General features: G+C 67.5%; 23 protein-coding genes. 11 read left to right on the top strand and 12 right to left on the bottom strand.

What is annotated here, in order from left to right:
• Positions 1–100: 100 nt before the first annotated feature.
• On the bottom strand, positions 101–319 hold the full coding sequence (locus IM708_RS00945) for a hypothetical protein (RefSeq protein WP_209424425.1): 219 nt from the start codon (positions 317–319) through the stop codon (positions 101–103).
• A gap of 272 nt (positions 320–591) precedes the next feature.
• Between IM708_RS00945 and IM708_RS00940 the strand changes: the two genes are divergently transcribed.
• The 5 genes from IM708_RS00940 (at position 592) to IM708_RS00920 (ending at position 6,019) form a co-directional block, all read left to right on the top strand.
• Positions 592–2,388, top strand: a complete 1,797-nt coding sequence (locus IM708_RS00940; protein WP_280859296.1) for a DNA polymerase III subunit gamma/tau — start codon at positions 592–594, stop codon at positions 2,386–2,388.
• A 17-nt stretch (positions 2,389–2,405) separates the two neighbouring features.
• Complete coding sequence (locus IM708_RS00935) at positions 2,406–2,762, top strand: YbaB/EbfC family nucleoid-associated protein (protein WP_209424424.1); 357 nt, start codon at positions 2,406–2,408, stop codon at positions 2,760–2,762.
• 3 nt (positions 2,763–2,765) lie between these two features.
• A complete protein-coding gene (gene recR, locus IM708_RS00930) occupies positions 2,766–3,365 on the top strand; it encodes a recombination mediator RecR (RefSeq protein WP_209424423.1) in 600 nt (199 codons plus the stop codon).
• A gap of 289 nt (positions 3,366–3,654) precedes the next feature.
• Positions 3,655–4,569 carry a ParB N-terminal domain-containing protein gene (locus IM708_RS00925; protein ID WP_209424422.1) on the top strand — a complete coding sequence of 305 codons (915 nt, stop codon included), beginning with the start codon at positions 3,655–3,657 and terminating at the stop codon, positions 4,567–4,569.
• A gap of 187 nt (positions 4,570–4,756) precedes the next feature.
• The gene (locus IM708_RS00920; RefSeq protein WP_209424421.1) at positions 4,757–6,019 is read left to right on the top strand and encodes a hypothetical protein; all 1,263 of its coding nucleotides are present in this window, start codon (positions 4,757–4,759) and stop codon (positions 6,017–6,019) included.
• A 96-nt stretch (positions 6,020–6,115) separates the two neighbouring features.
• Here the strand turns inward: IM708_RS00920 and hisI are convergent, their stop codons facing one another.
• Positions 6,116–6,475 carry a phosphoribosyl-AMP cyclohydrolase gene (gene hisI / locus IM708_RS00915; protein ID WP_209424420.1) on the bottom strand — a complete coding sequence of 120 codons (360 nt, stop codon included), beginning with the start codon at positions 6,473–6,475 and terminating at the stop codon, positions 6,116–6,118.
• Positions 6,476–6,514: 39 nt separating this feature from the next.
• Here hisI and IM708_RS00910 point away from each other — a divergent pair, with 39 nt between their 5' ends.
• Positions 6,515–6,958: an iron-sulfur cluster assembly scaffold protein gene (locus IM708_RS00910; protein ID WP_209424419.1), complete on the top strand. Its 444-nt coding sequence runs from the start codon at positions 6,515–6,517 to the stop codon at positions 6,956–6,958.
• On the opposite strand, the gene IM708_RS00905 is transcribed toward IM708_RS00910, so the two are convergent.
• The 5 genes from IM708_RS00905 to argH all read right to left on the bottom strand — a co-directional run bounded on the left by IM708_RS00905 (position 6,955) and on the right by argH (position 13,556).
• Complete coding sequence (locus IM708_RS00905) at positions 6,955–7,839, bottom strand: DMT family transporter (protein WP_209424418.1); 885 nt, start codon at positions 7,837–7,839, stop codon at positions 6,955–6,957. The two genes, IM708_RS00910 and IM708_RS00905, sit on opposite strands and share 4 nt — an antisense overlap.
• A gap of 115 nt (positions 7,840–7,954) precedes the next feature.
• Positions 7,955–10,417 carry a DUF4175 family protein gene (locus IM708_RS00900; protein ID WP_209424417.1) on the bottom strand — a complete coding sequence of 821 codons (2,463 nt, stop codon included), beginning with the start codon at positions 10,415–10,417 and terminating at the stop codon, positions 7,955–7,957.
• An 11-nt stretch (positions 10,418–10,428) separates the two neighbouring features.
• Complete coding sequence (gene lysA / locus IM708_RS00895; RefSeq protein ID WP_209424416.1) at positions 10,429–11,694, bottom strand: diaminopimelate decarboxylase; 1,266 nt, start codon at positions 11,692–11,694, stop codon at positions 10,429–10,431.
• 38 nt (positions 11,695–11,732) lie between these two features.
• Positions 11,733–12,056, bottom strand: a complete 324-nt coding sequence (locus IM708_RS00890) for a DUF2834 domain-containing protein (protein WP_209424415.1) — start codon at positions 12,054–12,056, stop codon at positions 11,733–11,735.
• 108 nt (positions 12,057–12,164) lie between these two features.
• Positions 12,165–13,556 carry an argininosuccinate lyase gene (argH, locus tag IM708_RS00885; RefSeq protein ID WP_209424414.1) on the bottom strand — a complete coding sequence of 464 codons (1,392 nt, stop codon included), beginning with the start codon at positions 13,554–13,556 and terminating at the stop codon, positions 12,165–12,167.
• Between the two features lie 277 nt (positions 13,557–13,833).
• On the opposite strand from argH, the gene IM708_RS00880 reads away from it, so the two are divergent.
• The 4 genes from IM708_RS00880 (at position 13,834) to IM708_RS00865 (ending at position 17,992) form a co-directional block, all read left to right on the top strand.
• A complete protein-coding gene (locus IM708_RS00880; RefSeq protein WP_245242935.1) occupies positions 13,834–14,574 on the top strand; it encodes an EAL domain-containing protein in 741 nt (246 codons plus the stop codon).
• 126 nt (positions 14,575–14,700) lie between these two features.
• Positions 14,701–15,873, top strand: a complete 1,173-nt coding sequence (locus tag IM708_RS00875) for an acetyl-CoA C-acetyltransferase (protein WP_209424412.1) — start codon at positions 14,701–14,703, stop codon at positions 15,871–15,873.
• Positions 15,874–16,327: 454 nt separating this feature from the next.
• A complete protein-coding gene (phbB, locus tag IM708_RS00870) occupies positions 16,328–17,050 on the top strand; it encodes an acetoacetyl-CoA reductase (protein ID WP_209424411.1) in 723 nt (240 codons plus the stop codon).
• A 60-nt stretch (positions 17,051–17,110) separates the two neighbouring features.
• Complete coding sequence (locus IM708_RS00865) at positions 17,111–17,992, top strand: EamA family transporter (RefSeq protein WP_209424410.1); 882 nt, start codon at positions 17,111–17,113, stop codon at positions 17,990–17,992.
• Here the strand turns inward: IM708_RS00865 and IM708_RS00860 are convergent.
• The 3 genes from IM708_RS00860 to IM708_RS00850 form a co-directional block, all read right to left on the bottom strand.
• The gene (locus IM708_RS00860; protein WP_209424409.1) at positions 17,970–18,137 is read right to left on the bottom strand and encodes a DUF465 domain-containing protein; all 168 of its coding nucleotides are present in this window, start codon (positions 18,135–18,137) and stop codon (positions 17,970–17,972) included. The genes IM708_RS00865 and IM708_RS00860 overlap by 23 nt on opposite strands.
• Before the next feature lie 113 nt (positions 18,138–18,250).
• Positions 18,251–19,009 carry a methyltransferase gene (locus IM708_RS00855; protein WP_209424408.1) on the bottom strand — a complete coding sequence of 253 codons (759 nt, stop codon included), beginning with the start codon at positions 19,007–19,009 and terminating at the stop codon, positions 18,251–18,253.
• 3 nt (positions 19,010–19,012) lie between these two features.
• On the bottom strand, positions 19,013–19,216 hold the full coding sequence (locus IM708_RS00850; RefSeq protein WP_209424407.1) for a DUF2007 domain-containing protein: 204 nt from the start codon (positions 19,214–19,216) through the stop codon (positions 19,013–19,015).
• 51 nt (positions 19,217–19,267) lie between these two features.
• On the opposite strand from IM708_RS00850, the gene IM708_RS00845 reads away from it, so the two are divergent.
• Complete coding sequence (locus IM708_RS00845; RefSeq protein WP_209424406.1) at positions 19,268–20,269, top strand: polyprenyl synthetase family protein; 1,002 nt, start codon at positions 19,268–19,270, stop codon at positions 20,267–20,269.
• Here the strand turns inward: IM708_RS00845 and IM708_RS00840 are convergent.
• Complete coding sequence (locus tag IM708_RS00840) at positions 20,245–21,105, bottom strand: 4-(cytidine 5'-diphospho)-2-C-methyl-D-erythritol kinase (protein WP_209424405.1); 861 nt, start codon at positions 21,103–21,105, stop codon at positions 20,245–20,247. The two genes, IM708_RS00845 and IM708_RS00840, sit on opposite strands and share 25 nt — an antisense overlap.
• A complete protein-coding gene (locus IM708_RS00835; RefSeq protein WP_209424404.1) occupies positions 21,105–22,811 on the bottom strand; it encodes a tetratricopeptide repeat protein in 1,707 nt (568 codons plus the stop codon). The genes IM708_RS00840 and IM708_RS00835 overlap by 1 nt, the downstream gene beginning before the upstream one ends.
• Between the last annotated feature and the right edge of the window lie 99 nt (positions 22,812–22,910).

The raw sequence follows: 22,910 nt of genomic DNA, 5'->3' as shown, positions 1-22,910 counted from the left end.
TCAGCGACGCGCGCGGCCAGCGCCCGCGGGACGGGGGCCGTCCCGCGGGCGCTGGCCGTGCTTTCCCCCGCCGGATCCGCCCCCCCGATTTTCCCGCGCCCTACTTGTTCGTCCGCCCGCGCTGCCTCGGATCAACGCCGCCCTGCGGGGTGGTGTCGTTCTTCACGTCGCCCTCGAACGTGTTCTCCCCCTCGAGCGGCGGCTCGTTCGTCCGCGCGAACCGGCCCTTCGACCGCCCGATGCCCGGATCGTCCTCCAGATTGTTGGGAAGATCGGCCTCGATCTCCTTGTCGGACTTCGGCTGCTTGCTCTTGCTCATGGCGCACTCTCCCTTTCGTCGCTGAAAGCTCAACCGGACCGGCACCGCCCCGGTTCCCCCTCCAGCGCCAATCGTGAACGCGGCAGGTCGGGTCGGGACAGGCAGCGCGGCCGCGGTCGCGGCGAACCCCCACCGCGCCCCGCGCGCATCGTCAGCGCCCGCGGGACGGGGGCGGGTGGGTGGGCCGTCCCGCGGGCGCTGGCCGGGCTTCCCCCCGCCGGATCCGCCGCCCCCCGATTTCCCGGTTTCCCTTCCCGGCCGTCCGCACTACCCTGCGCCCAAGCCGCACGACGCCCGATGAAAGCCCCATGAGCGATTCTCCCGCCTACCAGGTCCTCGCCCGCAAATACCGGCCGGAAACCTTCGCCGACCTGATCGGGCAGGAGGCGATGGTGCGCACGCTCAAGAACGCGTTTGCCGCCGACCGCATCCACCACGCCTTCCTGATGACCGGCATCCGCGGCACCGGCAAGACCACCACCGCACGGATCATCGCCAAGGGCCTCAACTGCATCGGCCCCGACGGCGCCGGCGGCCCCACCACCGACCCCTGCGGCCAGTGCGAGAACTGCCGCGCCATCGCCGAGGGTCGCCATGTCGACGTGCTGGAAATGGACGCGGCCAGCCGCACCGGCGTCGGCGACATCCGCGAGATCATCGATTCGGTCGCCTACCGCGCCGCCTCCGCCCGCTACAAGATCTACATCATCGACGAAGTCCACATGCTGTCGAACAGCGCCTTCAACGCGCTCCTGAAGACGCTGGAGGAACCGCCGCCGCATGTGAAATTCATCTTCGCCACGACCGAGATCCGCAAGGTCCCCGTCACCGTGCTTTCCCGTTGCCAGCGGTTCGATCTGCGCCGGGTGGAACCCGAGGTGATGATCGACCACCTGACCCGCATCGCCGGCCAGGAAGGCGCCAATATCGACCGCGACGCGCTGGCGCTGATCACGCGGGCCGCCGAAGGCTCGGTCCGCGACGCGATGAGCCTGCTCGACCAGGCGATCAGCCACGGCGCCGGGCAGACCGGCGCCGATCAGGTCCGCGCCATGCTGGGGCTGGCCGACCGCGGCCGCGTCCTCGACCTGATGGAGGCGATCCTGCGCGGCGACGCCGCCGGCGCGTTGAACGAGTTGTCCGCGCAATACGCCGACGGCGCCGACCCGGCGGCGGTCCTGCGCGATCTCGCCGAAATCGCGCACTGGCTCAGTGTCATCAAGATCACGCCGGCCGCCGCCGAGGATCCCACCGTCGCGCCGGACGAACGCGCCCGCGGCCTGACGCTGGCCGAGCGCCTGTCGATGCGCATCCTCGCCCGCTTCTGGCAGATGCTGCTGAAATCGCTGGAAGAAGTCGCCCTCGCCCCCAACGCGATGATGGCCGCCGAAATGGCCGTCATCCGCCTGACCCATGTCGCCGACCTGCCGACGCCCGAGGATCTGCTGCGCCGCCTCCAGGACAGCCCGCCGCCCCCCGGCCCCGCCGGCCCGTCCGGCCCCTCGGGCGGCGCCTTCCCGCCCGGCGGTGGCGCGCCCGCGCCGCGCGGCCCCACGCTCGCCACCTCCGGCACCGGCGGCGGCAACGGCGGCGCCCGGGCCAGCGCTCTGCGCGCCGAGCACCCCGCGCCGCTGGCGCAATACGCGACCTTCGACAGCGTCGTCGCCCTGATCCGCGCGCAGCGCGACATGCGCCTCCTGATGGAGGTCGAGACCCACATCCGCCTCGTGCGCTACTCCCCCGGCCGGATCGAGTTCGAACCGACCGCCGACGCGCCCCCCGACCTCGCCGCCCGCCTCTCGGGCCGGCTGCAGGCCTGGACCGGCGCGCGCTGGGGCGTCTCGGTCGCCGGCAGCGGCGGCGGCGCGACCCTGGCCGAATCCCGCGCCCGCGACGACGACGCGCGCAAGGCCCGCGCCCGCGACAACCCGCTGGTGCAGGCGCTCTTCGCGACCTTCCCCGGCGCCCGCATCACCGCCGTCCGCGACCCCGCGCCCGACGCCCCCTCCCCCGCCGAGGAGGCCCTTGCGCCGGTCGAGGACGAATGGGACCCCTTCGAGGACAACTGAACAAAGGACGACACGACATGATCAAGGGATTGGGCGGCCTGGGTGGCCTGGGCGACATGGGCAAGATGATGAAGGCCGCGCAGGAGATGCAGGCGAAGATGGCCGAGTTGCAACAGCAGCTCGAGACCATCACCGTCACCGGCGAATCCGGCGCCGGCCTGGTCAAGGCCACCGCCACCGCCAAGGGCACGCTGACCGGGCTCGACATCGACCCCTCCATCTTCTCGGCCGAGGACAAGGAGGTGGTGGAGGACCTGATCCTCGCCGCCATCAAGGACGTGCAGGCCCGCGCCCAGGAACGCTCCAAGGCCGAGATCGGCAAGATCGCCGAAAGCATGGGCCTGCCGCCGGGCATGGACCTGCCGAACTTCTGATCCATGCCCGACGCACCCGGCGACATCGAGGGGCTGATCGCGCTGATGGCCCGCCTGCCGGGCCTCGGGCCGCGCTCGGCGCGCCGGGCGGTGCTGCACATGCTGCGCAAGCGCGCGGTGGTGATGGAACCGCTCGCCCGCGCCCTCGCCCAGGTCGCCGAAACCGCGCGCGACTGCCGGCTCTGCGGCAACATCGCCACCGCCGATCTCTGCCCGGTCTGCGCCGATCCGCGCCGCGCCACCGGCACAATCTGCGTGGTCGAGGATCTCGCCGACCTCTGGGCGATGGAGCGGGGCGGCGGCTTCAAGGGCCGCTACCATGTCCTCGGCGGCACGCTCTCGGCGCTCGATGCGATGGGCCCGGAGGAGCTGCGCATCCCCGCCCTCGTCGCCCGGATCGGGGCCGAGGGCGTGAGCGAGGTCATCCTCGCCCTCAACGCCACGGTGGAGGGGCAGACCACCGCCCACTACATCGCCGACGCGCTGGCCCCCACCGGCGTCGCCCTCTCGGCGCTGGCCCAAGGCGTCCCGATGGGGGGCGAGCTCGACTACCTCGACGACGGCACCATCGCCGCCGCCCTCTCGGCCCGCCGCCGGCTGTAGCGTCCGATCTTCTTTTTCTTCGGCCGTGCGCCAGCACGGCCAGCGCCCCCTCTACGCGCGGTAGGCATCGAAAAGCACGGCCAGCGCCCGACCCGAGGGGTGGGCGTAAAGCGCCCGCCCCGTGGGGGCGGGTCGGGCGCTGGTCGTGCTGACGCACGACCAAAAAGAAAAAAGAAAAAGCCCCCCGCGCCCCCCTACCAAATCCCTACCCCACCGTCCGCCGCGCCCGCCCTTCCTTCACCCAAACCCCGGTCAATCCCCCCGCACCCACGCGCCAAGGAGACCCCGGATGACCGACCACCCCACACCCCCCGAAACCGCCCAAACCCCCGCAACCCCCGCCGACACCACCGCCGCCCCGCAGGTCCACCTGATCGCCCCCGCCGACATCCTGGCCGAGGCCCTGCCCCGCGACCGCACCGCCCTCGACCCCGCCGCCCTGGCCGAGCTGGAAATGTCCGTCCTCCTCGACGGCCTGCGCCAACCGATCGAGGTCTGGGCCATCCGCAACCCCGCCGAGGGCGGGCCGCGCTACGGCCTCATCTCGGGCATGCGCCGCCTGACCGTCTTCCAGCGCCTCCACCAGCACAAGCCCGACGCCCGCATCCCCGCCTTCATCCGCGAGCCCCACGACCTCCCCGACGCCATGGCCCGGATGATCGCCGAGAACGAGATCCGCGCCGAGATCTCCCCCTGGGAAAAGGGCCGCATCGTGGTCGAATCCGTCCACGAGGGCCTCTTCGACACCCTCGACGCCGCCGTCGCCACCCTCTACAAACCCCTGAACAAGCAGCGCCGCAATCGCATCCGAGCCATTGCCGAAGTCGTTTCCGAAATCGGCGACCGCCTGCTGAGCCACCCCGAAACCCTGTCGCAGACGCAACTGACCCGCATCGCTGCCGCGATTCGCCAGGACCGCGGCCCCTTGATCGAACATGCGCTTCTGCACTCGGCTGACCGCTCACCCGATGGTCAGTGGAAAATCCTCCTCCCCATCCTCGAGGAAGTCGAGGGAGAGACCCGTGCGCCGCAATACGACTACCGCCCCGGCCGCCCCCGTCGGATCGTCCACCCCCGCGTCGGCCTCCACATCCGCCGCGAAAAGAGCGTTGAGGGCTGGAACCTCCGCTTCACCGGCCCCGACGCTACCGGCCCGCTGATGGAGGACATCATGGACTACGTCGAACAGCAGTTCGGCCGCTAAGTCGCGGTTCAGTTCTGAGCGTCGCAAATCGAAATCGATCTGTCACGATCAGAATTTCTGGCCGTGGGGAGCGAAACCGGCGGAGGAGCTGACCGGTTTTCGCCGCTTTGTCAAGTAAGCGTTGCTCAACGTAGATCAATGAATATAATGCCGGTGGCAACCACAACAAACTCTTCCGCTGCCGGAAATGCTAGGATTCAAAGTCAACCTTTTCGAGCTGATTGAGGGTATCCGTGAAGGAGTTTTCGGGTTCCTCGGAAACTTTTTTTGGACACTCATCGTCTTGTTGCGCCATCCCGTTCGGGGACCAAAATTTCTTGCAACTAGGTTCCAGAATAGAAACTACTTGCAGATCGGCCCGTTCACCTTAATTACGACGTTTGTGCTTTGCGCGCTGCTAATTTTTGCGAGCAACGACCATTTACGCAGTGACGAGGTACTGAGAACGCCTTCTGGCCAACCTGTAACGATCAACGCATCGGATTACCTTGATCTGCTTTCAACCTCCAATGCAGTCTTGCTCTTGTTGACCTCGGCGCTGTTCGCCATCCTACTCCAAGGAATGCAGTGGGTCTTTTTCAGACGATTAAGAAGTTTTTCGACAAAGCAAGGCTTAGAAAAGATACATAGCGCGCTAGGTTATTCTTCAGTTCCAGTTTTGTTGACCTCAACAGCATTCTTCATGGCCGGGGCCATCCCTGTCTTTCTTATTCTGCTAATGTCAGAGAGCATTCGATTTCTCGGTGCGGGAGAAGACAACGAAATCGCCATTTTCCTCTCTTTTTCCACGTTGTTTGTTTTGGCAGTTTCTGCAGGCTGTATATTTCCGGTTATTTCAGTTCGGCGTCACATGCGCCGTGCGTTGAAGGCAGGGTCAATCTTGGCCGAACCGCTTAATTGGAGAAACGCTCTATTTCGGTGCACTGTGCCTTATTTTTTCGCAGTCAGCATCACAAGTGGAATCGTGGTTATTTCACTTCCTGAGCCACCACGGATCTGGATCTCACATGTGAAGTGCAGCGCGGCATCCGGACATATCAGGGCCGACTTCATCGTTGCAAACCAGACAGCAGGCGACATTATCGTTCCACGCGACTTCTTTGAAATCGAAGTCACACCTGATCATGGTGGCGTTGGTGGTTTTGCGGCTGCTGGGTTCTTTTCGGTATTGACCGGAACCGCGCACAATGTCCGTGGACAGACTATGTTCTCCACCGAGAACAGCAGAGATATACATACAGCAGTTATTCTTGAGGGTGGAAAAATCTATCATGGCACGCTGGTTTTTGAACTAGGCGCCGATCAGTTGGCCGACTTGAATCGGTTCCTTTCTGGAACTAGGGAGTTGAGGTGCCGGTTGCATCCGGGGGGAAGGCAGAACTCAGAGATCGTTAGAAACGTGAAGTTTGAGTATCCAATGGCAGCCGGCGAACAAATCAGTGACGAATGATCGGACGAAACCGTTGCCAAGTGCTTAACAAAAAAAACGATTTCTCATCTATTCAATAGCTTAGCCTCCGGTCCACGCGTGGACCGCACCTTCCCCTCACCCCTCCACCCCAAAGATCTCCACCTCCTCCCCGTCCCGGATCGCCGTGAAAAAGCAGCTCCGCCGCCCGGTGTGGCAGGCCGGGCCGGTCTGCTCCACCCGCACCAGCAGGCAGTCCCCGTCGCAGTCCAGCCGCATCTCGACCAGCCGCTGGACGTGGCCGGATGTCTCTCCCTTCACCCAGAAGGCCTGCCTTGACCGCGACCAGTAGGTGACCCGCCCCGTCGCCAGCGTCCGGCCGACGGCCTCGGCGTTCATCCAGGCCAGCATCAGCACCTCGCCGCTGGCATGATCCTGCGCGATCGCCGGGATCAGGCCGTTCGCATCGAAGCGCAGGGATTGCGGATCGAAAGTCATGATCTATATCCTGAACCAGTCCGACAGGAGCGCCCCCTAGTGTCCGATACCGCCGATCTGATCAAGCTCTATTCCGCCCGCATCCTGGCGCTGACGACCGACATCCCCCATCTCGGCCGGCTCGACGCGCCGCAGGTCAGCACCCGCAAACGCTCCCCCCTCTGCGGCTCCACGGTGACCGTCGACCTCGACATGCAAGCCGGCCGCGTCGCCCGCTTCGGCCAGGACGTGAAAGCCTGCGCGCTGGGCCAGGCCGCCGCCTCGGTCCTCGGCGGCGCGGTGATCGGCCGCACCCCGGCCGAACTGGACCGCGCCGCCGCCCAACTGGAAGCGATGCTGAAGGAAGACGGCCCCGTCCCCGACGCCCCGTTCGACGGGTTCGAGGCGCTGCTACCGGCGCGCGAGTTCCGCAACCGCCACGCCTCGATCCTCCTGGCCGTGCAGGCCGCGTCCGAAGCCGCGCACCAGGCCGTAGACGCCTAGGCCTGCGGCCGCGGCACCGGCGCCGCCTTGGTCAGCTGCACCGCCAGGATGCCGGCCATGATGATGACAACGCCGACCAGGTCCATCGGCCCCAACGCCTCGCCCAGCAGCAGCGCCGCGATCGCCACCCCGAAGAACGGATTGAGGAAGTGGAAGGTCGCGCCCCGCACTGCCCCGATCCGCTGCACCAGCATGAACCAGACCCAGGTCGCCGCCAGCCCCGGCACCAGCGTCGTGTAGGCGAACGCCAGCACCAGCTGCAGCGACCAGTTCACCACCGGCTCCTCCAGCGCCAGCGCCGGGCCGATCAGGATGGCGGCGCCGACCAGCATCTGCAGCCCGACGACCATCATCACGTTGCCCCCCGCCGACGCGCCCCGCATCGACAGCGTCGCCACCGTCAGCGCCCCCGCCGCCAGCACGCACAGCCCCACGCCCAGCGGGTCCAGCCCCCCGCCCCAGCGCGCGCCCATGATCAGGATGACCCCCCCAAACCCCGCAAACAGCCCGGCGACGGCCACGGGCTTCAGCCGGTCGCCCAGGAACGCCCAGCCGGCCGCCGCGACCAAGAGCGGCAGGGTCGAGGCGATGATCGCCGCCACCGACGCCTCGATCCACTGCATGGCGACGAAGTTGAGCCCGAGGTAGAGCGCGTTCTGGCACAGCCCGAAGATGATCGTCGCCCGCCACTGGCCCGGCGTCAGCCGCCAGCTCTGCCCCAGCGCCAGCGCGATGGCGACGCCGATCACCCCGGAAAGGAAAAACCGCAGCGACAGCGCCAGCAGGGGCGGCGCATCCAGAACGATCATCCGCGCCGAGGTGAAGGCCGAGGACCACATCAGCGCGAAGGCCAGCCCCATCAGTATCGCGCGGATGTCCAACTCTGCCCCCTGCCCGGTCCGGCGCCTGCTTAGCCGCTGCGCCGCGCCAAGGCCAGAGGGGGAAGTCCCGCGCCAGCCACCCGGCGCGGGAAAGGCCGGGCCGCCGCGCCGGGGGTCAGAAGCGGTCGATCAGTCGGTTGAGGTAGTCGCGCTCGGCCTCGGGACGCTCCAGCTCGGCCGAGCGGCGGCGGATCTCGTCCATCAGGTCGCGGGCGCGTTCGCGCGGGTCGGCACCGGGCACGGTCGTGCCGCCTTCGCCGCCGGTGGCCGAGTCGCCCTCGCGCTCGCGGCCCAGCGGATCGCGGCCCAGTCCCTGGCCCTGGCCCTGCGGCGCGTTGTCGGCGCGCTCCCGGCGGTCCTGGCGCATCGCGTCGCCCAGTTGCCGGAGGCCCTCGCGCATCGCCTCCAGCGCCTCGGCCTGGCGTTCCAGCGCCTCGCGGGTTTCGCCGTCGCGCAGGGCGCGCTCGGCCTCGTTCATCGCGCGCTCGGCGTCCTCCAGCGCGTCGAGGGCGCTGTCGCCTTCGGGCGTGCCTTCGCCGGGCAGGGTCTGCAATTGCTGCCCGCGCAGGCGTTCGCGCAGCTCCTGCTGGCGCTCGGCGAGGCCCTGCCCGCTATCGCCCGTGCCCTCGCCTTCGCCTTCACCCTCGCCCTCGCCGGACTCCTCGCCGCGGCCGAACTGTTCCTGAAGGTCGCGGAAGGTGTCGTCGGCCAGGTCCTGCTGATCGGACAGCGTATCGCCCAGACCCTCCATCGCCTCGTCGCCGGGCATCGGCTCGCCGCCCTCGCCCTGCCCCTCGGTCACCTGCAGGTTTTCCAGAAGCGCGTTGAGCTGCGCCATCAGCTCGGCCGCCTCGTCCATGCGGCCCTCTTCCATCAGCTCCTGAATGCGGTTCATCAGCTCCTGGATCTGGTCGCCGGTGACCTGCATCTGCTCGCCCGGATCGCGCTCGCCCCGCTCGCGCGGCTGTTCGGCCAGCATGCGGATGTAGTCGCGCATCGCCTCGCGCAGCTCTTCCATCAGCGCCGCAATCTCGTCCGAGGAGGCGCCGTCGCGCATCGCCTGGTCCAGCATCTCCTGCGCGCGCTGCAGGCGTTCGCGGGCGTTGGCGAGTTCCCCTTCCTCGATCAGCAGCGCCAGATCCCAGAGCCGTTCGGCCAGTTCGTCGCGCGCCTCGTCGCTGAGGCCCTCGTCCAGTCGGGCCTCGATATAGTCGACGGCGCCGCGCAACTCGCCCGGCGCTGCCTTGGCGCGAAAGGCGTCCTCCGACTGGTGCAGCATGGCCCGCATCAGCTGCGCGGACCGCGGCGCGTTCGCGCGGTTCCACAAGATGTCACGACGCAGTTCGGACACCGCCAATGCCGCGGGTTCGAAGAACCGCCGCCCCGGCAGCGTCCCCTCAACGATGCGGCTTTCGGCGGACTGGCCGGCGGCATCGGCGACTCGCAGCACCACGCGCACCGGCAGATGCGCCCAGACGTGCTGCGACATGTCCTCCTGCAGGATCTCGTCGAATTCGGTGCGATTGGCGGTCATCGGCAACGGCAGGTCGATGCGCAGGGGATCGCGCGCCTCGGGCGCGATCGTCAGCCCGTGGGACCTGTCGACGGCGTCGAGGTCGAGCACGATCTCGGCCTCGCCGAAGGTGATGCCGTAGTCGTCAACGGCCCGGAACGGCTGTTCGAGGATGCCGCCGCGCCCGCGCCGCAGGGGTTCGGTCGCCGTGACCTCGGGTTCCTCGTCGCGCAGGACCAGCACATGCCAGGCGCGCCCGCCGGGCCCCTCCACCGCCAGGCGGCCGGTCTGCAGGGCGGGAAACTCCACGACCTGTCCGGTGTCGTCGGCGCTTGCCTCGCCGCCAAGTCCCTGCTGCACGCTGAGGACACCATCGGCACCGTAAAGGCGCATGACCACGCGCGACCCCGACGGCACCTCGAAGGACTCGCGCGCGACCTCATTGAGATAGAGCGCCGGGCGCCCGGTATAGGCGGGCGGGGTGATCCAGCCCTCCCAGGCCGGGGCGATGGCGGCGCCGGCGGGGGCGGTCAGGCTGCCGACCTCGGAAAGGCGCAGGGGTTGGCCGAAGGTCAGCGCGACCGCCGCGCCGGTCAGCGCGATCAACCGCAGGCCGAACGGGTCGCGCCGCGGCAGGCCCGGACGCGGGCCGATGGCGCGGGCTTTCGCCGCGGAGGCCAGCATGCGCCCGCGATGCAACGCCCAGAGCGCGCTGGAGGCCGCGTCGTTCCCGCCGATCGCCTGTTCGTCCGACAGCGCGGCCAGCGGCCGGCCTGGCAGGCTGCGGTCCAGCCGGGCGACGGCTTCATCCCGGCGCGGCCAGTGAAACCGACGCAGCGCAAGGATCAGCGAAACGAGGAGAAGCAAGGCAAACCCGGCCGTGGCCCAGCCCCTCCAGCGCACCGGCAGCAGGGAAAGCAGATCGAAGGCAAGGACTGTGAAGCCCAGCAACGCCAGCGCGACCGGCAGCCAGAAAGCCTGCGTCAGCCGTTCGGCCACCAGCCCCGCCTGCGTCAGCCGCACCGCGCGGGTGATGACGACGGTGGGATCGGCGCGTCGGGCCATTCGATCCTCGTTCACATCCACGCGGGAAACGTATCGCGTGCGAGCATCTCGTCAAAGGTCGGGCGTGCCCGGATAACCGCGAAGTGATCCCCGCAGACCAGAACCTCGGGGATCAGCGGGCGGGAGTTATACTCCGAAGACATGACCGCACCATAGGCCCCGGCCGAACGGAAGGCGACAAGATCGCCGGCGGCAAGCGGCGGCATCGGGCGCTGGCGGGCAAAGGTGTCGCCGGTTTCGCAGACCGGTCCGACGATATCGACCGGGGCAAGCGGCGCGCCGGCCTCGGGTTCGATCAGCGGCACGATGTCGTGGTGCGCGCCGTACATCGCCGGGCGGATGAGGTCGTTCATCGCCGCGTCGAGGATCAGGAAGTCGCGCCCCTCGCCCTCCTTGCGGTAGATGACCTGCGCGACCAGCACGCCCGCGTTGCCGGCGATCAGGCGGCCGGGTTCGATCTCGACCTCGCAGTCCAGATCGCCGAGGACGCGCTTGACCATCGCGCCGTAGTCGGTGGGCAGCGGCGGCGCCTCGTTCGAGCGGGTGTAGGGGATCCCCAGCCCACCGCCGAGGTCCAGCCGTTCGATGCGATGCCCCTCGGCGCGCAGCGCGCGGGTCAGGTCGGCCATGCGGGTATAGGCGGCCTCGAACGGCGCGAGGTCGGTCAGCTGGCTGCCGATATGCATGTCGATACCGACGACTTGCAGACCGGGCAGCGCCGCGGCACGGGCATAGATCTCCGACGCGCGGGCGATGGGCACCCCGAACTTGTCCTCCTTGCGACCCGTGGCGATCTTCTCGTGCGTTCGGGCGTCGACATCGGGGTTGACGCGCAGGGCGATCGGGGCCGTCGCCCCCATGCCCGCGGCCACCTCGGACAGCGCTTCAAGCTCGGGTTCGGATTCGACGTTGAACTGGCGGATGCCGCCCTCCAGCGCGATGCGCATCTCCTCGCGCGTCTTGCCGACCCCCGAGAAGACGATCCGCTCTCCGGGGACGCCAGCGGCCCGGGCGCGCAGGTATTCGCCGACCGAGACCACATCCATCCCCGCGCCCAGGTCGCCCAGGTGCTTCAGGACCGCGATGTTCGAGTTCGCCTTCACCGCAAAGCAGACCAGATGCCGAAGCGGCGACAGCGCATCGGTGAAAAGCTGGTAGTGGCGGGTCAGCGTCGCGGTCGAATAGCAATAGAAGGGTGTGCCGACGGCCGCCGCGATGTCGCGCAGGACGACGTCTTCGGCGTGCAGTTCTCCGTCGCGGTAGAGGAAATGATCCAAGCGCGCCTCCTCGGGCTGCGTCGTTGCGGACCCGGCGCTCAGGCGACGCGCGTGGCGATGGGCCGCAGGAAAAGATAGAGCGGCAGCCCGCAGCTGACTCCGATGCAATAGGTCGCCGGTATCGCCCAGAGACCCCGCCAGTTGCGCGTGCGGATCGATTCGACCGCGACCCAGATCGTCAGGGTCACGGCGGCGATGGTCAGATCCCACACCAGGCCCGAACTGGCGAGGTTTGCGTGCCAGGCGTCGACCATCGCCAGGATTGACCATTCGTTCGCCAGAAACCAGCCGATGAAGTAATACATGGGATGCACGGTGCCCCAGACGGCGAGGGCAAGCCAGAGATAGCGGATGGACGGCATGTCAGTCGCTCCAGAACGCCGCAAGGTCGGGTCCGCCAGGCGGTGCGGCAGGCGGTTCGGCCACGCCGCAGCCCGCCAGCACCAGCGTCAGAAGGAGCGCGACAGCCCTCATCCCAGTACCTCCTGCCATCGGGCGAGCTCTGCGCGCACGCGCTCGGGCGCCGTTCCGCCGTATGACATGCGCGAACGGACGGAGTTTTCCACCCCGAGCACCTCGAAAACCTCGGCGGTGATGCCGGGATGGACCGACTGCATCTGCGCAAGCGTCAGGTCGGGCAGGTCGCAACCCGCCTCCTCGGCCATCCGGACGAGCGATCCGGTGACATGATGCGCGTCACGAAACGGCAGGTTCAGCGCGCGCACCAGCCAGTCGGCAAGATCCGTCGCGGTCGAGAAGCCCGAGGCGGCCGCGGAAGCCAGCGCGGCACGGTTCGCGTTCATGTCGCGCACCATTCCCTCCATCGCTGCCAGCCCCAGCATCAGCGTGTCGGCGGCGTCGAACAGCTGTTCCTTGTCCTCCTGCATGTCCTTGGAATAGGTCAGCGGCAGGCCCTTCATGACGACCAGAAGCGCCACCTGCGCCCCCATCACGCGCCCCAGCTTGGCGCGCAGCAGTTCGGCCGCGTCGGGGTTCTTCTTCTGCGGCATGATCGACGAGCCGGTCGAGAAGGCATCCGAAAGCGTGACGAAGCGAAACTGCGCCGAGGACCAGATCACCAGTTCCTCGGCAAAGCGCGACAGGTGCATCGCGCAGATCGACGCGCCCGAGAGGAAGTCGAGCGCGAAGTCGCGGTCCGAGACCGAATCGAGACTGTTCCCGGTGGGCCGGTCGAACCCCAGCGCCCGCGCGGTCGCGTCCCGGTCGATGGGGAATGAGGTGCCCGCCAGCGCGGCGGCGCCCAGCGGGCATTCGTTCATCCGCGCGCGCGCATCGGCAAAGCGGGACCGGTCGCGCGCCAGCATCTCGACATAGGCCAGCATGTGGTGACCCCAGGTGACCGGCTGCGCGGTCTGCAGATGGGTGAAGCCGGGCATGACCCAATCGGCGCCGGCCTCGGCCTGGGCCAGGAAGGCGCGCATCAGCGCCTCGATGCCAAGGATGGCCGCGTCGCACTGATCGCGCACGAAAAGCCGGAAATCGACCGCCACCTGATCGTTGCGCGACCGCGCCGTGTGCAGGCGACCGGCGGGTTCGCCGATCAGCTCGCGCAGCCGGGCCTCGATGTTCATGTGGATGTCTTCGAACTCGGTCCGGAAGGGGAAATCACCCGCTTCGATCTCCGCGGCCACCCGGCTCAGCCCGTCGTCGATGGCCTGTGCATCCGCTTGCGTGATGATCCCCGTCGCCGCCAGCATCGACGCATGCGCGCGCGACCCGGCGATGTCCTGCGCCGCCAGCCGCCTGTCGAAGCCGATCGAGGCGTTGATCGCCTCCATGATCGCGTCGACGCCGCCCGCGAAGCGCCCGCCCCACATCGTGTTCGCGCCGCCTTCGTTCATCCTGCGCCCCCGCATGCAACTGTCCGCGCCCCTATAGCGGCCCCGTCAGGCTGGCGCAATTGGCCCAGACCCGCACAATTCTAGCAATCTCGGGCGCGGTCAAAGGCCGCGCTTCATATCGCCTTAACCGCTGCCCGGCACTCTGCCCCCCAAAGCCCCTTTCCGGCGGAGTTCCACGATGTCCGACCCCAATTTCGACGATTCCGATCCGGTCCCCCGCGACCAGACCGAGACCCGGGATGTCAGCCGGACGCCGGAGGGGCAGGAAACCCTGACCATGGTCGAACACGCGCTGGACGAGCGGCGTGGGCTGCTGGCCTACCAGCCGGTGGTTCAAGCCCGCATGACCAACCGCATCGCGTTCTACGAAGGCTTCATCCGCATCCTTGACGAGGACGGGAATGTCTTGCCCGCGCGCAGCTTCATGGATGTGGTCGAGACGACCGAGACGGGGCGCCGGATCGATTGCCTGGCGCTCGAGTTGGGACTACAGGCGCTGGCCGAGGAACCCGGCCTGCGGCTATCGATCAACATGTCGGCGCGCTCGATCGGCTATCCCGCCTGGCTGACGACGCTGCAACGCGGGCTGCGTGGCGACCCCGCCATCGCCGAACGCCTGATACTCGAGATCACCGAATCCTCGGCAATGGACGTGCCGGATCTGGTCAGCGAATTCATGTCGGACATGCAGGCGCGCGGCATCTGCTTTGCGCTGGATGACTTCGGCTCGGGCTACACGTCCTTCCGCTACCTGAAGGATTTCTTCTTCGACATCGTCAAGATCGATGGCGAGTTCATCCGCGGCATTGCCACGGACACCGACAACCAGGTGCTCGCCCAGGCGCTGGTGACCATCGCACGCCATTTCGACATGTTCACCATCGCCGAGGAGGTCGAGTCGTCCGAGGATGCGCGCTACCTCATCGACATCGGCGTGGACTGCCTGCAAGGCTATCATTTCGGCGCCCCCGAGACCGAGGCGCCGTGGCGAACCTCGCGTCTGATCCGCCATGCCTGACGGGCTGCATGGGGGTGCATGGTGACTGCCTTTTGCGGCGCGGCATTGCCCTGAAGCGGCTTCACGCGTAAGACTCCCGCCAGATACGGGTGCGCCCCCGCGCGCCCTTCGAGGAGAGGAGTCCCTATGACCAATGTCGTGATCGTTTCCGCCGCCCGAACCGCGGTCGGGTCCTTCAACGGAGCCTTCGCCAACACGCCCGCGCACGATCTGGGCGCGGCCGTGATCGAGGCGCTGATCGCGCGGGCCGGCATCGACAAGGCCGACGTGTCCGAAACCATTCTCGGCCAGGTGCTGACCGCCGGGCAGGGCCAGAATCCGGCGCGCCAGGCGCATATCAACGCGGGCCTGCCGAAGGAATCCGCGGCCTGGGGGATCAACCAGGTCTGTGGCTCGGGCCTGCGGGCCGTGGCACTGGGCGCGCAGCATATCCAGTTGGGCGACGCGGGCATCGTGGTGGCCGGCGGCCAGGAAAGCATGTCGCTGTCCCCGCATGTCGCGCATCTGCGCTCTGGCACCAAGATGGGCGACACCAAGTTCGTCGATTCGATGATCAAGGACGGGCTCTGGGACGCGTTCAACGGCTACCACATGGGCCAGACCGCCGAGAACGTGGCGCAGAAATGGCAGATCAGTCGCGAGGCGCAGGACGAATTCGCGGTGGCCAGCCAGAACAAGGCCGAGGCCGCCCAGAAGGAAGGCCGCTTCAAGGACGAGATCGCGCCCTTCACCGTGAAGACCCGCAAGGGCGAGACGGTCGTCGATCAGGACGAGTACATTCGCCACGGTGCCACGATCGACGCGATGGCCAAGCTCAAGCCGGCCTTCGCCAAGGACGGCTCCGTCACCGCGGCCAACGCCAGCGGCCTCAACGACGGGGCCGCAGGTGTGATCCTGATGTCGGCCGAGGAGGCCGAAAAGCGGGGCCTGACGCCGCTCGCGCGCATCGCCAGCTACGCGACCGCCGGGCTTGACCCGGCAATCATGGGCGTGGGGCCGGTCCATGCCAGCCGCAAGGCGCTGGAAAAGGCCGGCTGGAAAGTCGGCGATCTGGACCTGGTCGAGGCCAACGAGGCCTTCGCCGCCCAGGCCTGCGCGGTCAACAAGGACATGGGTTGGGACCCCGAGATCGTGAACGTCAACGGCGGCGCCATCGCCATCGGCCACCCGATCGGCGCCTCGGGCGCGCGAGTCCTCAACACCCTGCTTTTCGAGATGCAGCGCCGCAACGCGAAGAAGGGCCTTGCCACGCTCTGCATCGGCGGCGGCATGGGCGTTGCGATGTGCCTGGAACGCTGACCTGATGGTCGCCCGCCGCCCCCCAAGTCGGGTCGGCGGGCGACGACATTCAGCCGCTTGTCCGGTCTTTCCGGACCGGGCAGCATCGGGGGCTCGCCGGCCATCTTGAACTCTTTGGGATGGTTGCGGGCATGGTCGACGTCCCGGCGCTGCGCCGGCGGATCATTCGCCAAGGTCGGCGCCAGCCCGTACCGCGGCACCAATCCAAAAGTTTCATTGCGGTAAACGCCCTCATTTTACTCCGTTTCATCAATAGCTTGCCAAACTGTCCACGCGTGGACACCCGCGCCTTTTCGTCGCTTCATGCCACCTCAGCCACCGCCGCCACGATGCCGCCCCCGGTCTGACAAGCCGGCGGGAAAACCCACCCCGGCCGCAGAAAGCTTGTATCACTGCCTCCGGGGCGCTAGTCACGAAAGGGGGCAGGTGGGCCCGCTGATTAAGGGAGGAACGCATGGGTAGGGTTGCATTGGTCACGGGCGGCTCGCGCGGCATCGGCGCCGCGATTTCAAAGGCGCTCAAGGACGCGGGCTACACGGTCGCGGCGAATTACGCCGGCAATGACGAGGCCGCGTCGAAGTTCAGCGACGAGACCGGAATCAAGACCTACAAATGGAACGTCGCGGATTACGACGCGTCGAAGGCGGGGATCGCAAAGGTCGAAGCCGACCTCGGCCCGATCGACGTGGCCGTCGCCAATGCCGGCATCACCCGCGACGCCCCCTTCCACAAGATGACGCCGGACCAGTGGAAGCAGGTCATCGACACCAATCTCACCGGCGTCTTCAACACGATCCACCCTGTCTGGCCCGGCATGCGCGAACGCAAGTTCGGCCGCGTCGTGGTCATTTCCTCGGTGAACGGCCAGAAGGGGCAGTTCGCGCAGGTCAACTATGCCGCGACAAAGTCCGGCGACATCGGCATCGTGCGCAGCCTGGCGCAGGAGGGCGCGCGCTTCGGGATCACCGCCAATGCTGTCTGTCCGGGGTATATCGCGACCGAAATGGTCATGGCCGTACCCGAGAAGGTGCGCGAACAGATCATTTCCGGCATCCCCGCCGGCCGTCTGGGCGAACCCGAGGAGATCGCGCGCTGCGTCGCGTTCCTCGTGTCGGATGACGCGGGCTTCGTCAACGGCTCGACGATCAGCGCAAACGGCGCGCAGTTCTTCGGCTGAATCGCGCCGCAGGAAACCGGGGCCGGGTTTGCGCCCGGCCCTTTGTTCCGGACACGCCCGATGACCCGCGCTACCGCCACGCTCATCGGTTTTTCCGCGGTCCTCCTCTGGGCGCTTCTGGCTTTCTTCACCGTCGCCTCGCAGCCGGTGCCGCCGTTCCAGCTGAACGCGCTCTGCTTCGCAATCGGGGGTGGCGCAGGGCTGATTTGGCTGCTGGCAACGGGCGGCTGGCGAAAGCTTTCCGGCATACCGCTGCGGGTCTACGCCTTCGGGACCGCCGGGCTTTTCGGCTATCACTTCCTCTATTTCAGCGCGCTGCGCCTCGCCCCGCCGGCCGAGGCGGGGCTGATCGCCTATCTTTGGCCATTGCTCATCGTGCTCGGCTCAGGCCTTCTGCCGGGCGAGCGTCTGCGCGCGGGGCATGTGATCGGCGCCGTGATGGCCTTCGTCGGCGCGGGGCTGATCGTCACCGGCGGGATCGGACGGATCGAGGGCGCGCTGACGGGCTACGCGCTGGCCTTCGTGGCGGCGCTGACCTGGACCAGCTATTCCCTCGGCTCGCGCCGACTGGGAAAGGTACCGACAGCCGCGGTGGTGGTCTTCTGCCTGGCATCCAGTGGGCTGTCGGCGCTGGCGCATCTTGCGCTGGAAGTCCCGGCCTGGCCCAGTGATCCCGCAGCCTGGGCCGCGATCGCTGGCCTTGGGTTGGGCCCGGTGGGGCTTGCGTTCTTCACCTGGGACATCGGCGTCAAGAAAGGGGACATCCAGCTTCTGGGCACGGCCTCCTATGCCGCGCCACTCTTGTCCACGCTCATCCTGGTCGCGACCGGGATGGCCTCAGCTAGCTGGTCGTTGGTGCTGGCGGCAGTCCTGATCACGGGCGGCGCGATCCTTGCCGCGCGCGCCGCCCGCAGTGGCTTCAGTCGGCCGAAAGACGGGTAATTTCTTCCTTCAGACGCAGTTTCTGCTTCTTCATTTCAGAGATCTCCAGATCATCAGAAGCCGGCGATCGCTGCGCCTCCTCCACCTTTTGAGAAAGGGCTTCGTGCTTGCGGCGCAGTTCCTGAAGATGCGAAGTCAGCGTCATGGATTCCTCCTCTGAAGGTATGTGACGGGCCGATAGGAACATATCTTCGAGCAGTTGTCACATGAAACCGGCGTGCAATTGCCGAGGACAGCTCGCCTAATAGGTGTGCGCGATCAGTTCCAGTCGAGCGCCGCCGCATCGCGCAGGATCGCGCGCGCCTCGCTCGCGAAATCGTCGCCGTCCTTCGTGTGCGACAGACCGGCATGCAGGATCAGCGGCGCAAGCAACCGAAACGGCGCGCGCGCGCCCTTGCGTGCCTGGACCAACACGCGACCCGCTGCCCGGCCGGTCCGTGCGGCGAGCGGCCGAACCGCAACGGCCCCGACTCGACCCTGAAGCGCAGAAAGGATCTCGGGCAAGCGTTCGGCCCGGTGAATCAGCGTCAGATACCCGCCATCATTCACGCGGCGCAGACCGGCATCGATCCAGAGGCTGAGCGGCGTCGCTTCACGCAGCGCGCCGTCGCGTCCAGGATCGCTTGCCGGCGTCGCCGTCGGTGGATGGAAGGGCGGGTTGGCCATGACGTGGTCGAACCTCAGCGTGCGCAACTCGGGCGGCATCCGGGTCAGGTCCGCATGCCAGATCACTGCCGGGATTCCATTCTCCGCGGCATTTAGCCGCGCAAGTTCGGCGTAGTCCACCTGCCGCTCGACGCCGACAAGCTGCAGATCCGGGACCCGGCAGCCAAGAGAAAGCAGCGCCACCCCTGCCCCGCACCCAAGTTCCAGAGCGGACTGGCCCGGCCTGGCCGCGACCGCCGCGGCCAGCAGAACCGGATCCGTGGAGGCCCGATACCCGGATCGCGGCTGCAGGATCTCGACCCGCCCGCCGAGGAAGGCGTCGCGACTGAGTTCCGCCGCCGAGAAGCCCATGTGTCAGCTTTCCAGCGGCACGCCGGCTTCGCGCAGAATTGCGCGGGCCATGAACAGGTCGGTATCGCGAACCATCAGCCGCCGGGGAACGAAGCCCAGGGTGCTCATATGGACGTCGAGTTCAAAGCACTCTATACCTTCACCGTGGAGAAGGGTCGTGGCGTAGGGGATGACCGTCGGGTCGTTCGTGCGCAGAAGTTCCTTCATGAAGACACTTAATGGCAGGCCCGCGGGCTTGTCGAGCCGTTGCGGAAACCGATGCTGCTGAACCCTTCCATCACCGCGCCGCACGACCGCCTCGCCCAGTGGCTGGCCCACGACATGGCGCGCGTGAACGAACTGATCCGCGAGCGTATGGCGTCCGAGAACGCGCCACGCATCCCCGAAGTGACCGCGCATCTGGTCGAGGCCGGTGGCAAGCGGTTGCGCCCCCTGCTCACGCTCGCCACGGCGCGGCTTTGCGGGTACGAGGGTACGGCCCATCACGCGCTGGCCGCGGCGGTCGAGTTCATCCACACCGCGACGTTGCTGCACGACGACGTCGTGGACGAAAGCCGCCAGCGCCGGGGGCGTCCGACGGCGAATCTGCTGTGGGACAACAAGTCGAGCGTGCTGGTCGGCGATTACCTGTTCGCGCGGTCGTTCCAGTTGATGGTCGAAGCGGGCAGCCTGCGGATCCTGGGGATCCTGTCCAACGCCTCGGCCACGATCACCGAGGGCGAGGTGCTGCAACTGACGGCGTCGCAGAACCTGGCGACGACCGAAGCGATCTACCTGAAGGTCGTCCGGGGCAAGACTGCGGCGCTTTTTTCCGCGGCAAGCGAGGTGGGCGGGGTGATTGCGGGCGTGCCGGAATCCCAGGTGCGGGCGCTGCATGCCTATGGCGACGCGCTCGGGATCTGCTTCCAGATTGTCGACGACTACCTGGATTACGCCGGGCTGGGCGAAAGTCTGGGGAAAAACACCGGTGACGATTTCCGCGAACGCAAACTCACGCTGCCACTGATCCGCGCGATCGAGCGCGCCGACCCAGACGAGCGCGCCTTCTGGGAGCGCGTGATCGCGCGAGGCCGTCAGGAAGCGGGTGATCTGGACCGCGCCCTGGAGATTCTGAACCGTCACGGCGCGCTGGAAAGCACGCGGGCGACCGCCCTTCAATGGTCGGCGCGCGCGCGTGCTGCGCTTGAGGATCTGCCGGATCACCCGCTGCGCGAAATGCTGGCTGATCTTGCGGACTACGTTGTCGCGCGGGTCAACTGAACGTCGCCGTTCAGAGTTTCCGTGGCCGCGACAAAGCGCCCCGGAGCGTGCATAGTCTCTGCCGCCCGCCGCAAGGCATTCCGATCGCTGAAGATCCCAAAGCAGGTTGCACCCGACCCCGTCATCCGTGCCAGCCGGCAACCCGGTTGATTGGCGATCGCCTTGAGCAATTCGTCGATTACGGGTAGCAGGCGTCGCGCCGGTGGTTCCAGGTCATTGCGCATGTCGGCCAGCCAGGCGCAGAAGTCATCGGCGTCGGACCAGTCCGGCAGCACGTCGGGCATCGGCGAGTTGTCCCGGATTTTCAGCGCCGAAAAGACCGCGGCGGTCGACAGCGGCACTCCCGGATTGACGATCAGCAGTCCCAGTTGCGGCAGCGGCGCCAGCGGCTCGACCCACTCGCCGCGTCCGCGCATGCGGCAGGGCGCCGGCGCGGCCATGCAGACGGGCAGATCGGCGCCGAGGCCCATGAGCGCCGCCCGCGTCGGCAGCGGCAATCCCCTGCATTCCGCCAGTAGATGCAGCGCCGCCGCCGCGTCCGAGGATCCGCCCCCCATGCCGGCCGACGCGGGCAACCGCTTGTCCAGAATAAATGCGGCAGCTGGCGCTTCGATCAGGCGCGCGGCGCGGGCGATCAGATTTTCCGGCCCCTGCGGCACGCCGGTGGCCAGCGGACCGGTGATGCGCAAACCCGCATGCGCGCCGGGTACGAATGTAACGATATCGCCAACGGCTGCAAAAACGACAAGGGAGTCGAGAAGATGATAGCCATCGGGTTGTCTGCCAGTGACATGAAGGGTCAGGTTCACCTTGGCGGGGGCCAGCCGCGACGGCATCAGTCCACCTGGTGCGGCAAGGGTTCGCCTTCTTCCTCCAGCACCTCGTAGAGACCGACCTCGATCTTTCTGCGTACGCGATCCATGTCAAGATCATCGTGCGGACCGAAGGAAAGCGCCCGCCGCCACTGAAAACGCGCCTCTCGGTAGCGGCCAAGCGTCCAATAGACATCGCCCAGATGATCGTTGAGGATCGGATCGGACGGCATCAGTTCCACCGCGCGCTCCATGTGCGGCAGCGCCTCCTCGTATCGTCCGAGCCGGAACAGCGCCCAGGCGAGGCTATCGACGATATATCCGCTGTCGGGATCGCCCGCGACCGCGCGCTCGATCATCTCCAACGCCTCGTCGAGATTCTCGCGCCGCTCGACCAACGAGTAGCCCAGGTAGTTGAGCACCAGCGGTTGATCCGGCGCATCGACCAGCGCGCGACGGAAATCGGCCTCGGCCTCAGCCCATTGCCCGCTCCGCTCATGAGCGACGGCGCGCGAGAACCAGAGCGGCCATTCCGCTTCGATCCCCTGCGCCTCCAGCAACTCGATGGCGCGGGTATAGGCCCCCAACGACTCCTCGTGACGTTCTGCGCGGCGCAGGAAATCGGCGAGGGCCTGGTGGGCGCCGGCCGCATCCGGGTAACGCGCCACCAGATCTTCAAGCACCTCGATCGCTTCATCCAGTTGGCCGAGGTTGTCGAGGACCTGCGCGCGGCCCAGTGTCGCGGCCATGTCGAAACCGCTGTCGGGCGGCAGAACGCCAAAGGCCGTCTCCGCCAGTTCCGGCTGCTCCAGTTCCACGAACAACTGGCCCAGCATGAGCTGCACATCCGGCATCTGCGGGTTGATCCATTCGGCCGCGCGCGCATAGAGCAGCGCATCGAAACCGCCCTGCCCGCCGCGCACGGCCGAGGCCATGACGGCCAGCACCTCGGCCATCCCCTCGGCCGGATCGGCGATCAGGTCGAAGGGTACGGCGCGGCCTTCGGCATATGCGGATTTCATCTGCTCAACCCGCTCGTCCTGCATGCCGTTGAAGGCGCGGTTCAGCAACTCCAGCGCGTCGTCGAACCGCTCCAACTGTCCAAGGATCTGTGCGTGCGCGATCACGCCACGGCGGTTCAGCGCGGCGGAAACGCCCGTCTCAGGGCCCTCGATGATCTCGACCGCGCCTTCGAAATCGCCGACGATCGCCAATGCCAGCGCGCGGCAGTAGAACGTGAAAGCCTCCATGCCGTCTTGCGCGGCGACCTCGTCGAAAGCCTCGAAAACCTCGGCCATGCTGCCCTGGCCCAGATTCGCCCAGGCCCGCGCCAGTCCATCGACCGCCGGATGGGTCAGCGCGCCGGCGTCGAGATGGGCCAGCACCGCGGCATAGTCGCGGGTCGAGAACGCCTCGGCCATCAGAACCAGCGCCGCGGTACTGCTTTGCGGCAACTCGTCCAGCAAGATCCCTGCCGCACGCGCGGCTTCCTCCTGCCGACCGAGCGCAAGATAGGACCCCGTCAGGCTGTCGCGCAACTGCGGATTGGCGATCTCGCTGTCCATGAGCCGCTCAAGGAAGGGCACCGCGCGCACGAAGTCATTGGCGGTGCCGGCAGCGCGGGCAGCGAGGAATGCGCCTGCCGTCCCGTCCTGAGCGACCGAGACGGACGGCGCGAGCGCCAGAGCGGCGGCAAGCGTCAGGGAAGTCAGAGTGATGCGGCGCGGCAAGGACGGCTCCCGGTCTGGTTGCGGCTGGGTCCCAGGCCGCGCCCGGGGCTCGGCGCAGATGTAGCCCCGCCACGGGACAAGGGCAATGCACCGCCGTGT

The organism is Pararhodobacter sp. SW119 (assembly GCF_017811755.1).
Classification (GTDB): domain Bacteria; phylum Pseudomonadota; class Alphaproteobacteria; order Rhodobacterales; family Rhodobacteraceae; genus Pararhodobacter.
The sequence above is the reverse complement of the archived record's forward strand: the minus strand, read 5'-3'. Positions and strand labels throughout refer to the sequence as shown.

Coding starts and splice junctions, on each gene's coding strand:
- IM708_RS00945 (WP_209424425.1), bottom strand. CDS start 319: ATGAGCAAGAGCAAGCAGCCGAAGTCCGACAAGGAGATCGAGGCCGAT.
- IM708_RS00935 (WP_209424424.1), top strand. CDS start 2,406: ATGATCAAGGGATTGGGCGGCCTGGGTGGCCTGGGCGACATGGGCAAG.
- recR (WP_209424423.1), top strand. CDS start 2,766: ATGCCCGACGCACCCGGCGACATCGAGGGGCTGATCGCGCTGATGGCC.
- IM708_RS00925 (WP_209424422.1), top strand. CDS start 3,655: ATGACCGACCACCCCACACCCCCCGAAACCGCCCAAACCCCCGCAACC.
- IM708_RS00920 (WP_209424421.1), top strand. CDS start 4,757: ATGCTAGGATTCAAAGTCAACCTTTTCGAGCTGATTGAGGGTATCCGT.
- hisI (WP_209424420.1), bottom strand. CDS start 6,475: ATGACTTTCGATCCGCAATCCCTGCGCTTCGATGCGAACGGCCTGATC.
- IM708_RS00900 (WP_209424417.1), bottom strand. CDS start 10,417: ATGGCCCGACGCGCCGATCCCACCGTCGTCATCACCCGCGCGGTGCGG.
- IM708_RS00890 (WP_209424415.1), bottom strand. CDS start 12,056: ATGCCGTCCATCCGCTATCTCTGGCTTGCCCTCGCCGTCTGGGGCACC.
- argH (WP_209424414.1), bottom strand. CDS start 13,556: ATGAACGAAGGCGGCGCGAACACGATGTGGGGCGGGCGCTTCGCGGGC.
- IM708_RS00880 (WP_245242935.1), top strand. CDS start 13,834: ATGGTCGAACACGCGCTGGACGAGCGGCGTGGGCTGCTGGCCTACCAG.
- IM708_RS00875 (WP_209424412.1), top strand. CDS start 14,701: ATGACCAATGTCGTGATCGTTTCCGCCGCCCGAACCGCGGTCGGGTCC.
- phbB (WP_209424411.1), top strand. CDS start 16,328: ATGGGTAGGGTTGCATTGGTCACGGGCGGCTCGCGCGGCATCGGCGCC.
- IM708_RS00865 (WP_209424410.1), top strand. CDS start 17,111: ATGACCCGCGCTACCGCCACGCTCATCGGTTTTTCCGCGGTCCTCCTC.
- IM708_RS00860 (WP_209424409.1), bottom strand. CDS start 18,137: ATGACGCTGACTTCGCATCTTCAGGAACTGCGCCGCAAGCACGAAGCC.
- IM708_RS00855 (WP_209424408.1), bottom strand. CDS start 19,009: ATGGGCTTCTCGGCGGCGGAACTCAGTCGCGACGCCTTCCTCGGCGGG.
- IM708_RS00850 (WP_209424407.1), bottom strand. CDS start 19,216: ATGAAGGAACTTCTGCGCACGAACGACCCGACGGTCATCCCCTACGCC.
- IM708_RS00845 (WP_209424406.1), top strand. CDS start 19,268: ATGCTGCTGAACCCTTCCATCACCGCGCCGCACGACCGCCTCGCCCAG.
- IM708_RS00840 (WP_209424405.1), bottom strand. CDS start 21,105: ATGCCGTCGCGGCTGGCCCCCGCCAAGGTGAACCTGACCCTTCATGTC.